The organism is Streptomyces changchenzhani (assembly GCF_039766235.1).
Lineage (GTDB): Bacteria > Actinomycetota > Actinomycetes > Streptomycetales > Streptomycetaceae > Streptomyces.
This window is the reverse complement of record NZ_JBDHNH010000006.1, coordinates 220,570-232,301: the sequence shown is the minus strand read 5'-3', so window position 1 is coordinate 232,301 and position 11,732 is coordinate 220,570. Positions and strand designations below refer to the sequence as shown.

At 71.0% G+C, this 11,732-nt stretch carries 11 protein-coding genes and 1 pseudogene; 6 read left to right on the top strand and 6 right to left on the bottom strand.

What is annotated here, in order from left to right:
* Positions 1-156: 156 nt before the first annotated feature.
* From ABCR94_RS20625 to ABCR94_RS20615, 3 genes are all read left to right on the top strand, one after another.
* The gene (locus ABCR94_RS20625; protein ID WP_347121037.1) at positions 157-1,251 is read left to right on the top strand and encodes a PP2C family protein-serine/threonine phosphatase; all 1,095 of its coding nucleotides are present in this window, start codon (positions 157-159) and stop codon (positions 1,249-1,251) included.
* A 267-nt stretch (positions 1,252-1,518) separates the two neighbouring features.
* Positions 1,519-2,859 carry an NsdA family TPR-like regulatory protein gene (locus tag ABCR94_RS20620; RefSeq protein ID WP_347121035.1) on the top strand — a complete coding sequence of 447 codons (1,341 nt, stop codon included), beginning with the start codon at positions 1,519-1,521 and terminating at the stop codon, positions 2,857-2,859.
* A 51-nt stretch (positions 2,860-2,910) separates the two neighbouring features.
* Entirely contained in the window at positions 2,911-3,441 is a 531-nt protein-coding gene (locus ABCR94_RS20615) for an NUDIX hydrolase (RefSeq protein ID WP_347121034.1), read from the top strand.
* Positions 3,442-3,526: 85 nt separating this feature from the next.
* On the opposite strand, the gene ABCR94_RS20610 is transcribed toward ABCR94_RS20615, so the two are convergent.
* On the bottom strand, positions 3,527-3,784 hold the full coding sequence (locus ABCR94_RS20610; RefSeq protein ID WP_347121032.1) for a hypothetical protein: 258 nt from the start codon (positions 3,782-3,784) through the stop codon (positions 3,527-3,529).
* A gap of 129 nt (positions 3,785-3,913) precedes the next feature.
* The gene (locus ABCR94_RS20605) at positions 3,914-4,774 is read right to left on the bottom strand and encodes a 3-hydroxybutyryl-CoA dehydrogenase (protein ID WP_347121030.1); all 861 of its coding nucleotides are present in this window, start codon (positions 4,772-4,774) and stop codon (positions 3,914-3,916) included.
* A gap of 184 nt (positions 4,775-4,958) precedes the next feature.
* Here ABCR94_RS20605 and ABCR94_RS20600 point away from each other — a divergent pair, with 184 nt between their 5' ends.
* Positions 4,959-6,188 carry a glycoside hydrolase family 10-like protein gene (locus ABCR94_RS20600; RefSeq protein ID WP_521977495.1) on the top strand — a complete coding sequence of 410 codons (1,230 nt, stop codon included), beginning with the start codon at positions 4,959-4,961 and terminating at the stop codon, positions 6,186-6,188.
* A gap of 24 nt (positions 6,189-6,212) precedes the next feature.
* On the opposite strand, the gene ABCR94_RS20595 is transcribed toward ABCR94_RS20600, so the two are convergent.
* Together ABCR94_RS20595 and ABCR94_RS20590 are read right to left on the bottom strand one after the other, a co-directional pair.
* Entirely contained in the window at positions 6,213-6,413 is a 201-nt protein-coding gene (locus ABCR94_RS20595; RefSeq protein ID WP_347121027.1) for a DUF1918 domain-containing protein, read from the bottom strand.
* Positions 6,414-6,507: 94 nt separating this feature from the next.
* The gene (locus ABCR94_RS20590) at positions 6,508-7,452 is read right to left on the bottom strand and encodes a DMT family transporter (protein ID WP_347121025.1); all 945 of its coding nucleotides are present in this window, start codon (positions 7,450-7,452) and stop codon (positions 6,508-6,510) included.
* On the opposite strand from ABCR94_RS20590, the gene ABCR94_RS20585 reads away from it, so the two are divergent.
* Both ABCR94_RS20585 and ABCR94_RS20580 read left to right on the top strand, forming a co-directional pair.
* Positions 7,451-8,887, top strand: a complete 1,437-nt coding sequence (locus ABCR94_RS20585) for an aminotransferase-like domain-containing protein (protein WP_347121023.1) — start codon at positions 7,451-7,453, stop codon at positions 8,885-8,887. The two genes, ABCR94_RS20590 and ABCR94_RS20585, sit on opposite strands and share 2 nt — an antisense overlap.
* A 63-nt stretch (positions 8,888-8,950) precedes the next feature.
* A complete protein-coding gene (locus tag ABCR94_RS20580; RefSeq protein WP_347121377.1) occupies positions 8,951-9,391 on the top strand; it encodes a GNAT family N-acetyltransferase in 441 nt (146 codons plus the stop codon).
* Between the two features lie 28 nt (positions 9,392-9,419).
* Here the strand turns inward: ABCR94_RS20580 and ABCR94_RS20575 are convergent, their stop codons facing one another.
* Together ABCR94_RS20575 and ABCR94_RS20570 are read right to left on the bottom strand one after the other, a co-directional pair.
* Positions 9,420-10,574 (bottom strand): methyltransferase, encoded by a 1,155-nt coding sequence (locus ABCR94_RS20575; RefSeq protein ID WP_347121021.1) that lies wholly within the window; start codon positions 10,572-10,574, stop codon positions 9,420-9,422.
* Positions 10,575-10,814: 240 nt separating this feature from the next.
* A pseudogene (locus ABCR94_RS20570) lies at positions 10,815-11,726 on the bottom strand (FAD-dependent monooxygenase); the annotation flags it as partial.
* Between the last annotated feature and the right edge of the window lie 6 nt (positions 11,727-11,732).

Below are 11,732 nucleotides of genomic sequence, written 5' to 3'. Positions count from 1 at the left end.
GCAGTACTGAGGGGCGCGTCCGGACACGGACGCGCCCCTCACTCATTCGGGTGAGAAGTTCGGGCGGTGCACGCCCACGCATACGGGAGATCGGCAGAATCATTTCGGCCACCGGGCCGCACGTCGTACACGGCGAGGGTCTAGGGGGCCATTGGGATGATCACAGCGATCGCAGTCAGAGCCTGTTGGGACGTGTGCGCGGACCTGCTGTGCGTCCGGCGCGTCCTTCTCTTCGGCCTCCCCGCCGTCTGGCTCGCCGCCGCGGTCGCCTGGGAGCTGGCCTGCCCGCTGGCCCTGCGGGAAGGGCTCGGCCCTCGCCTCGTCACCTGCGGGGCCTTCCTGTCCGTGGTCGCGTATCTGCTCACGGTCATGGCACTCGGCCCGGTGCGGGAGCTGCGCCGGGCCCGCGAAGTGGCCAACGCGGCCCAGCAGGTGCTGCTGCGCCCCCTGCCGCCACGCCTCGACGGCCTCGCGCTCGCCGCCGGGCAGCTCTCCGCGAGCCGCGGCGCGACGATCGGCGGTGATCTGTACGAGGCGGTGGCCACCCTCCACGGGGTACGGGTGGTCATCGGCGACGTGCGAGGCCACGGCCTGCCCGCGATCGGGGCGGTGGCCGCGCTGCTCGGCAGCTTCCGGGAGGCGGCGCACGACGAGGCCGAACTCGCGGGTGTGCTGCGCAGGTTGGAGCGGTCCTTGCACCGGCATCTGCGGGAGAGAGCGATGGCCGAGCACCCGGCGGCGGGTGGCAGCGGTCCGGACAGCCCGGCGGCCGAGGAATTCGTCACCGTACTGCTGCTCGAAATCCATGAGGACGACGAGGTGCTCGCGCTCAACTGCGGCCACCCGTGGCCCTATCGGCTCGGCCGGACCGCCGAGCCGATCGCGGGCGGCGACCCGCTGCCGCCGCTCGGCCCGTTCCCGCTGCCCGATGACCTGTCCGCGCGTCGGTGCACCCGGCTGCCGCGCGGCGAGGCGCTGGTGCTGCACACCGACGGGGCCGAGGACGCCAGGGACGCCGACGGGAGGTTCTTCTGCCTCCAGCAGACCCTCGCCGAGGCCGCAGCTCCGGGCGGGCCGGACTCACCGGCCCTGGTGGTGCAGCGCGTTCGCACGGCGCTGCTGCGCCACACCCGCGGGCGGCTCGCCGATGACGCGGCTCTGCTCGTGCTGCGCAACGATCGTCGTCGGATCGAAGCGCAGCCCGGTGAGCCCGGCCTGCACCGGTCCTGCGCCGAACCCTCCCATCGCTGAGTGGTCGCGGACCGGGCTGCTGACCGTCCGTCCGCCCTGCCGTGGAGTGTCGGGCAGACGAGCAGGGCGGACGGTGCGAGAACGGGCCGCCGCACTGTACGAGGGGGAGCCGACGGCCCGGCCACCTCTTTGTGGAGGCGGTTGCAGTAAATCGCGTGCAGGCTGTTGCGCGGGAGAGCACGCGGGGCACGAACATGAGCGTTCCGTTCACACCCCGTGTGAAAGCGGCTCCACTACGCTGAGTTCACCGAGTCACCGGAGAGGCCCATGCAGCCCAATTCCCTGCTCGACGCTCTGCTCGACGAGGCGGGCATTTCCAACGCCGGTCTGGCCGCGCACGTCAACCAGGCGGGCAGTTTCAGAGGACTGGCGTTGAGGTACGAACACACCGCCGTCGCCCGATGGTTGAAGGGGCAGCGGCCACGCGGCCAGGTGCCCGACCTGATCTGCGAGGTACTCGCGGCCCGGCTGCACCGGCCGATAACTCTGGACGACATCGGCTTCGGAGTGCCGGGCGATTCAGTGATGCCGCACGGCTCCCCGCTGACGGGTTTCGTGGAGCGCGCCACCGCGCTGTGGCGCTCCGACGAGCAACAACGCCCCCATGTCCTGGTTGCGCCCGCGGTCACCGGCACGCCCGCCGTGATGCCCGTCTGGGAGTGGGAGAACCCCCCGGAGGACTCGGACGTCTCCCGCAAGGGCCAGACGCGGGTCAGCGTCGCCGACATTCAGATGCTGCGCGCGGCCAGGGCCCACTACGAGCTGATGTACCGGAAGGCGGGCGGCATCGCGACCCGCTCGCGGATCGTGGGCTTCCTCAACGCCGAGACCGCCCCACTGCTGCGCGGCAGTTACTCCAATGCCATGGGGCGCCATCTGCACCGGGCGACGGGCGGGCTGGTCGCGATGGCCGGCATCTGCGCGTACGACTCGGACGCCCAGGGGCTCGCCCAGCGTTACTTCCACCAGGCGCTGAGGCTCGCGAAATCCAGCGGGGACAGGGGACTTGGCGCGTACATCATCGCGCTGCTCGTCAACCAGTCGCTGTTCATGGCCGAATACCGGCAGGCGGTGGCCTTCGCGGAGGCGGCCCTGCGGACCGCGGGCAAGCAGATCACCCCGGCGCTGGCCGCCGATCTGCACGCGATGCAGGCCAAGGCGTACGCCCATCTCGGCGACGGGAAGGGCGCGTTGTCCTGCATCCGGCGTGCGGAGGCGGAGGCCGAGCGCATCAGGCGCGGCCATGAACCGGACGAGACGGGGTACGTCCAGCCGGGTCTCGTCAATGTGCAGGTGGCCGAGGCGCTGTTGAGCCTCGGCGACCTGCCCGCCGCGCGGGAGCACGCCGCGGCCGCGGTGGGCACGCCGGCGCACGACAGGGGGCGCGTACACCGGCTTGCCATGCTCACCCACATCGAACTGCGCCAGGGCAAGGCGGACCGTGCCGTGGAAATCGCCACGGAAATGGCCGAGCGGGCCAGGGGGATGGAGTCCCAGCGGATGCGGGACCGGTTGCGGGCGGTGCGGGAGCATCTGGTGGGGAGCGGCTGCGCGGGCGCCGAAGAGGCGGCCGAACTGATCGACGGGGCACTGCGCGTTCCGCTGTGACTCTAGTCCTGCTGCGATGTTGCCACCTACTTGTCGAAAGGTGGCAGAACAGTGCAGTGGACGAATCTAAGCGAACAAACTGTGTACGAAAACCGATGGTTCCGGATCAACCTGGCGGATGTCGAGCTTCCCGACGGCCGACACCTGGACCACTTCGTCATACGCCTGCGCGCGGTGGCCGTGGCGACGGCGGTCAACGAGGCGAACGAGGTCCTGCTGCTCTGGCGGCACCGCTTCATCACCGACAGCTGGGGCTGGGAGCTCGCGGCGGGGGTGGTGGAGGACGGCGAGGACGTCGCGGAGGCCGCGGCCCGCGAGATGGAGGAGGAGACCGGCTGGCGGCCTGGACCGCTGCGTCATCTGCTGACCGTCGAGCCGTCCAACGGTCTCACCGACGCCCGTCACCACCTCTACTGGGCGGACAGTGCGACGTACATCGGCCATCCCGAGGACGACTTCGAGTCCTCGCGGCGCGAATGGGTCCCGCTCAAGCTGGTGCCCGACATGGTGGCCCGGGGTGAAGTCCCGGCCGCCAATATGGCGGCCGGGCTGCTGATGCTGCACCATCTGCGCCTCGGCTGACTCCACTGACTCGCTGACTGCGTGCTTCGGACGGCTCCACGATCGCGCTGTGTCCGGTCCCGGCTCCTGGCTCCCGCACTCTCCGCTAGCGGCCGAGAGCCTGCCAGAGGGTCACACCGAGTGATCCTGCCGCGGCGACCGCGGCCACGGTGGGGATCGGCCACCGGCTGTGTTCAAGGGCCGCGACGCGCGCGGTCAGGCCGTTCACGTCATTGTCGGCCTGGTCAATACGCTGAGCCAGCAGGGCCAGTCGTCCGTCGATGGTGGCGGCACCGACGTCCAGGCAACGGCGTAACTCGGCGAATTCTTCTACGACCACGGGCTGGTCGGGGTCGAGGCTCACGAATCTGCTCCCTTTCGGCAAGGCGTCCAACGTCGTTGGCCGGGTTGCGCAGAGTCAACTCGCCTTGTGCCCATGGCGGGAGCGTGTGTGCGAGGCATATGCGGGTACGCCTCGCACACTCCGTGCGAATCAGGAGTACGGATAGAACCCGGAGCTCGTCTTGCGGCCGAGCCTGCCGGCGTCCACCATGCGCTGGAGCAGCGGGGGAGCGGCGTACAGCGGCTCCTTGAACTCGTCGTACATGGAGTCGGCGACCGAGGCGACCGTGTCCAGGCCGATGAGGTCCGCGAGCTTGAGCGGTCCCATCGGGTGGGCGCAGCCCAGCTCCATGCCGTTGTCGATGTCCTCGCGGCTCGCGATGCCGGACTCGAACATCCGGATCGCCGAGAGCAGATACGGGATCAGCAGCGCGTTGACGACGAAGCCGGAGCGGTCCTGGGCGCGGATCGCGTGCTTGCCGAGCACGTCCTGCACGACAGCCTCGGAGCGCTTGATCGTCTCCTCGGAGGTGGTCAGCGCCGGGATCAGCTCGACAAGCTTCTGCACCGGGGCCGGGTTGAAGAAGTGGATGCCGATGACCTGGTCGGGACGTGAGGTCGCGACGGCCAGCTTCACCAGCGGGATGGAGGAGGTGTTCGAGGCGAGGATCGCGTCCGGGCGGGTCACCACCTGGTCGAGGACCTGGAAGATCTCGGTCTTGATCGACTCGTTCTCGACGACGGCCTCGATGACGAGGTCGCGGTCCGCGAACTCCCCGAGGTCGGTCGTGAAGCTGAGGCGGCCGAGCGTCGCGTCGCGCTCCTCCTCGGTGATCTTGCCGCGCTCGGCGGCCTTCGAGAGGGAGTTGTGGAGCCGGGTGCGGCCGATCTCCAGGGCTTCGCCCGAGGTCTCGGCAACCATGACCTCAAGGCCGCTGCGTGCGCACACCTCGGCGATGCCCGCACCCATCTGGCCGCAGCCCACTACTCCGACGCGTTCGATGTCGGTCACATCGTGCCTTTCGCTGAACAACAGTGCATGGGGTCCCCCAACCGAAGGTTAGGGGAAAGGTTCACCGGTGATTCCGGCGCCCGTCGGCCCCCGACGTTACTCCGGCCTTATAGGTGCACGAGGGGTCGGGGCGGGCATGCTGTGCGGATAAGGCGGGACGAAGTCACCGAACCAGGGGCAATAAATAGTGCATATCGGGCGTAGGGGATTGTTCATGGGAGCGGTCGGGACAGTGTCCGCGCTGTTGGTCGGCGGAGACGCCGCCGCCGCCGGGCGCCGGGCACCGAAAGGCGCGCTGCGGGGGATGTGGCTGGCCACCGTGGCCAACCGGGACTGGCCATCGGCGCCGGGCCTCACCGCAGCCAAGCAGAAGGCCGAGCTGCTGGCCCACCTGGACACGGCGGTGCGACGCAGGCTGAACGCCGTGGTCCTGCAGGTGCGGCCGACCGCCGACGCCCTGTGGCCCTCGCCGTACGAACCGTGGTCCGCGTGTCTCACCGGCGTCCAGGGCAAGGACCCGGGCTGGGACCCGCTGGGGACCGCCGTGCGCGAGGCGCACAGGCGCGGGCTTGAACTGCACGCCTGGTTCAACCCGTACCGAGTGGCCAATCACACGGACCCGTCCCGGCTGGTGGCGAGCCATCCCGCGCGTGTGCACCCGGACTGGGTCCTGCCGTACGGCGGGAAGCTCTACTACAACCCGGGGCTGCCGGAGGTCAGGAGGTTCGTCCAGGACGCGATGCTCGACGCCGTGCGGCGCTACGACATCGACGCCGTGCACTGGGACGACTACTTCTACCCCTACCCGGTGGCGGGCCAGACGTTCGCGGACGACGACGCGTACGCGCGCCACGGCGGCGCCTTTCCCGACCGGGCCGCCTGGCGGCGCGACAACACCGACCGGCTGGTCAGCGAGACGGCCGCCCGGATCAAGGCGGTCAAGCGATCGGTCCGCTTCGGGATCAGCCCCTTCGGGGTGTGGCGCAACGCCACGACCGACCCGCTGGGCTCGGCGACCCGGGCCGGTGTGCAGACGTACGACGATCTGCACGCCGACACCAGGAAGTGGGTGAAGGAGGGCTGGATCGACTACATCGCGCCCCAGCTGTACTGGAACATCGGCTTCGCGGCGGCGGACTACGCGAAGCTGCTGCCCTGGTGGGCCGACGTCGTACGCGGCACGGGCGTCGAGCTGTACGCCGGTGAGGCGCTCTACAAGGCGGGCGACCCGGCTCAGGCCGCGCCCTGGCAGGACCCGGCCGAGCTCTCCCGCCACCTCACCCTCGCCAAGGACTTCGCCGAAGTGCGCGGCCATATCTTCTTCTCGGCGAAAGAGGTCGCCGAGGACCGGATCGGGGCCATGGCGAAGGTGGTCGCCGACCACTATCCGACCCGGGTCCGTCCGCGCGGCTGACTGCGCCGCGCGGACGACTAGGGGCTAGGGGGTGTCGTTCGGGTTCACATGCCGGATGACGGAGTCCGGACCCGGCGACATCAGGGCCTCGTGCCCGTCCGGGAAACGGACCCGGTAGGGCGGTGTGCCGTCGGCGCCCAGCACCTCGACGATCTCCGCGACGCGGTCCTGCTGACCGACGATCCTGCCGTGCACCAGGAGCTGGTCGCCCATGCTCGCTTGCATCGGGATTGACCTCCTTGAGGCTGGCGGTACGTGACCGCCAGTCTACGACCGGGGGTGGGAGTTGCGCCCGTGCGAGAACCCCCTGGCCGCCCCCTCAGGTCCGCGAGCGCTGGGTGACCGCGATGGATACGAGTACGCCCACGGCGGCCAGCGGGGCGGCGGGGGAGAGGTGCTCGCCGAGCAGCAGGACCGACCACAGGAGGGTCAGCAGCGGCTGGGCCAGCTGAAGCTGGCTGGCCTTGGCCACGCCGATCCGGGCCATCCCCCGGTACCAGACAACCAGTCCCAGGAACTGCGAGCCGATCGCGACCCAGAGCAGCCCCGCGAGGCTGTGCGCCGTCAGGTGCACCGGCTCCCAGGCGAGCGATACGGCCGCCGCCGGAAGGGTCAGCGGGAGACACAGCACCAGCGCCCAGCCGATGACGTGCCAGCCGGGCATCTCGCGCGCCAGCCTGCCCCCTTCGGTGTAGCCCGCGGCGCACACCAGCAGGGCGCCGAAGAGATACAGGTCGGCCCTGGAGAGCGCGCCACCGCTCTGCTGGAGGGTGAAGGCGATCACTATGCCGGCGCCGCCGAGCGCGGCCAGCCAGAAGGCACGGGACGGCCGGGACCCGGTGCGCAGCGCCGAGAACGCGGCGGTGGTCAGGGGCAGCAGGCCGACCACCACGGCGGCGTGCGAGGTGCTGGACGTCTGGAGGGCGAGCGTGGTCAGCGTCGGGAAACCGAGCACCACACCACCGGCGACCACCGCGAGCCCCGCCCGGTGCCGGCGGGCGGGCAGCGGTACCCGCAGGGCGAACAGGGCCGTTCCCGCTATGAGGGCGGCCAGCACGCTGCGTACGGACACGAGCGACCAGGGGCCGAACCCTTCGAGGCCCCAGGCCGTCGCCGGAAAGGTGAGCGAGAAGGCGGTGACTCCCAGGGCGGCGAGCACGGTGCCGTTGCTGATCCCCCTGCCCCTGCCGTGGGCGTCGCCGGGGTCGGCTTCACTGCTCACCGCTACTGCGGTACTGGGAGTAGCGCTACTCTGTGCTGTCATGCATGAGCGTAGCAGCGTCACCGAACTGGCCAACTCTCTCCGCGGGGAGCTCAACCGCTACTCCCCAGGTGGAAAGCTGCCGTCGAGCCGGGCTCTGGTCGAGCGCCACCGGGTGAGCCCGGTGACCGTCTCGCGGGCACTCGCCCAGCTCGCCGCCGAGGGTCTGGTCGTCACCCGGCCCGGCGCGGGCGCCTTCCGGGCACAGCTCCGCGCGGAGACCGCCGCGCCCGGTGACACGTCCTGGCAGCAGGTGTCGCTCAGCGCCGACGGGGCCACCGAGTCGGTGCCGCGCTCCGTCGACGCGTCGGGGGTGCTGGCCACCCTCGCCGCCCCGCCACCGGGCGTCATCGAGTTCAACAGTGGCTATCTGCACGCCTCGCTGCAGCCCGAGCGGGCCATGGCCGCCGCCCTGGCCAGGGCGGGCCGTCGCCCCGGCGCCTGGGGCAGGCCGCCCGTCGAGGGCGTCGCGGAGCTGCGCGAGTGGTTCGCACGCGGCATCGGCGGCGCGATCACCGCCGCCGAGGTGCTGATCTCGGCCGGCGGCCAGAGCGCGCTGACCACCGCGCTGCGTGCGCTCGCCCCGCCCGGGGCTCCGGTGCTGGTCGAATCACCGACGTACCCCGGGATGCTCGCCATCGCCCGCGCCGCGGGGCTGCGCCCCGTTCCCGTGCCGGTGGACGCCGACGGGGTGCGTACGGACCTGCTCGCCGCGGCCTTCAGGGCCACCGGCGCCCGCGTCTTCGTCTGCCAGCCGCTCTTCCAGAACCCCACCGGCGCCGTGCTCAGTGCCGAGCGCCGCCCCGAGGTGCTGCGCGTCGCCCGGGAGGCCGGGGCCTTCGTCGTCGAGGACGACTTCGTACGACGCCTCGTCCACGAGGACGCCGGACCGCTGCCCCGGCCGCTGGCCACCGACGACCACGACGGCGTGGTCGTGCATGTCTGCTCGCTGACCAAGGCGACCTCGCCCAGCTTCCGGGTGAGCGCGCTGGCCGCCCGCGGGCCCGTACTCGACCGGCTGCGCGCCATCCAGGTCGTCGAGAGCTTCTTCGTGCCGCGCCCCCTCCAGGAGGCCGCCGTCGAGCTCGTCGGGTCCCCGGCCTGGCCCCGCCATCTGAGCGGTGTGGCAAGGGAGTTGAGGGTGCGACGCGACACGCTGGCCGCGGCCCTGCGGCTATGGTTGCCGGAGCTGGCCCTGCCTCACATCCCGGCGGGCGGCTACCACCTGTGGCTGCGACTGCCCGACGGCGCCGACGAGAGCGCGATGGTCTCGGCGGCGCTGCGGGCGGGCGTGGCCGTGGCCTCGGGCCGCCCGTACTTCAGCGCCGAACCGCCCGCCGGGCACATCAGGCTGAGCTTCGCCGGCGTGGCGGGAGTCGCCGAGATCACCGAGGGGGTGCGGAGGCTGCGTACCGCCTGTGACGAACTCTTCGGGTGACCCGGATCGGAAATCGGCTCGACAGGCCGCCGTCCGGCCTGCGAGTTTCCTGCCATGAACGAGATGCGCGAGACGACTCCGCTGCTCCCCGCCGGATACGAGATCTCCACCGACCCCGGCCGCCTGGACCATGCCCGTATCCACCACTGGCTGTCCACCGACGCGTACTGGGCCATCGGCCGCAGCCGCGAGAAGCAGGACCTGGCCATCGCCGGATCGCTCAACTTCGGTGTGTACGAACAGGCTTCGGGCGCTCAGCACGCCTACGCCCGGGTCGTCACCGACCACGCCGACTTCGCCTGGCTCTGCGACGTCTATGTGGACCGTCCCGCGCGCGGCAAGAGCCTCGGCACCGCGCTCGTCGCCGCCGTCCGCGACGAACTCGCCCCGTACGGGCTGCGCCGCATCCTGCTCGCCACCGCGGACGCGCATGGCGTCTACGAGAAGGTCGGCTTCAGGCCTCTCGACGTCCCGGACCACTGGATGGCCCTCACCCTCCAGTGAGAGCGGGGCCAGCCGACGCGCGCGGGCGTCAGCGCTTGACGGCCCGCAGGACGACGAACTTCGGGTCGCTCGCCATCACTTCGCTGTTGCCGAAGATCCGGCGCAGCGCCACGTGGTAGCGCAAGTGCCGGTTGCCGACGACCCACAGCTCACCGCCCGGGCGCAGCGCGTCGCGCGACTCGGTGAACATCCGCCGGGCCGTGGCGTCGGTCGTCGCCTGGTGGCTGTGGAACGGCGGATTGTTCAGTACGAGATCCACCGTCCCCTCCGGTACGCCCGTCAGGCCGTCGCCCACCAGGAACTCCGCCTTGGCGTCGGGCCCGGCGTTCGCCCGGAACGTGGCCTCGGCCGAAGCGACCGCCTGGAACGACTCGTCGGCGAACAGGATCTCGGCCTCGGGGTTGATCACCGCGGCGGCCGTACCGACCACTCCGTTGCCGCAGCCCAGATCCACCACGCGCTCGGGGCCGTGGCGCTGCGGAAGCTGCTGGAGGAAGAAGCGGGTGCCCATGTCGAGACGGTCGGCGCAGAAGATCCCGGCGTGATTGGTGACGGTCAGCCCCGAGGCCGCGCCCGTGCCGGCGGGCAGCGTGTAGGAGCGCGGCCAGGGGAGGGGACCGCGGGCGAGCGCGGGGTCGGGCGTGCAGAAGATGAGCCGGGCCTTCTTGGCCGCCAGCGACGTCCGCGTCGTACCGAGGATCCGTTCGAACAGCCTCAGCGTCGAGGTGTGGATCTCCTTGACCATGCCGGTGCCGATGACGACGGTGTCCGCGTGGACCTGAGGTGCGAGCCGGTGCAGCTGGTCCTCAAGGAGCGCGAGACTCTTCGGCACGCGGATCAGCAGAACGTCGACCCGGTCCGCCGGGGTGTCCCTGGTCGACAGGAGCCGCACCGCCGCGGTGTCGATCCCGTTGCGCTCCAGGTTGGCCAGGGTCGCCTGCTGGGTGAGGAACGAGTCGCTGATCTGCGTGGGCCGGGACCCGGCGAGCGCCGTCGCCAGCGTTCCCCACCGGTCGCCCACCACGACGACGCTGCCCGACAGATCCGTCGGCCCGTCGTCGTCGATCCCCTCCAGGTGCCGCAGTAGGTACTCGTCGGCGGCGTCCCAGGCACGGAGCCTGTCGCGGGGGTCTTCGGGGAAGCGGGCCAGATCGAGCTCGCCCCACGTAGTCACATCGTTCATCGTGCACCAGGCTAACCGAGCCTTCGCCCAGCTCACCGCATGATCATGCCAGGATCGTGCCGGCCGGCCCGGCGATGAGGTCGAAGACATTGCTCAGCGGGTCGGTGATCTCTGCCATCCGGCCGTACGGGGTGTCCGAGACGGCGCCGGCCGAGGCAGGAAGGTGAAGTCGAATTCGGCAGATCCTGGGGGGAGGCCGGCCCGCGGCCGGACACAGGTCCCAGGCCCGCGACAGCGCGCTCAGCCGGCGGCAACGCCGAACCACTTCGGCAGGTGACTGAGCAGATCCTGCTGATCCTCACCGACCCAGGCCACGTGTCCGTCCGGCCGCAGCAATACCGCCGGCACGTCCACTTCCTCGCTGACGTCGACGACGTGGTCGACCCGATCCGCCCAGCCCGCCACCGAGAGCCGGCCGGTCCGGTCGAGCAGCAGCCCGCGGCCGCCGTGCATCAGCTCGTAGAGGCGACCCTGCTTCAGCTGCGCGTCCCGCATCCGCCGGCCGAGCAGTTCATGGCCCTCACCGAAGTTGTAGCGGACCCCGAGCGCGGTGATCATCCCGGTGACGTACCGGTTCACCTCCTCGAAGTCCATCAGCTTCGAGAACAGTTCCCGCAGTGCGGTCGCACCCGGATCGGGTCCCAGCAGCGTGATCTGCGCGCGGGTGTTGTCCAGCACATCGGCGCCCACCGGGTGCCGTTCGGTGTGGTAGCTGTCCAGCAGTCCATCCGGCGCCCAGCCGTTGACCGCGGCGGCCAGTTTCCAGCCGAGGTTGAACGCGTCCTGCACACCGAGGTTGAGCCCCTGCCCACCGGTCGGCGGGTGGATGTGCGCCGCGTCCCCGGCCAGCAGCACCCGGCCGACCCGGTAGCGCTCGGCCTGCCGGGTGGCGTCGCCGAACCGGGACAGCCAGCGCGGCGAGTGCACGCCGAAGTCGGTGCCCGCGTACGCCCGCAACTGCTTCTGGAACTCCTGGAGGGTCGGCGCGGTCGCACGGTCCTCGGCCACCCCGTCGGCGGGCACGACCACGCGGCACACCCCGTCCTCGCCGGGGATGACACCGAACCGCAGCTGGGTCTTGCGGACTTCCTCGACGACGGCGGCAATCTTCGCCGGGTCCTCGGTCACCTCCATTTCACCCAGCAGCGTCTTCTCCAG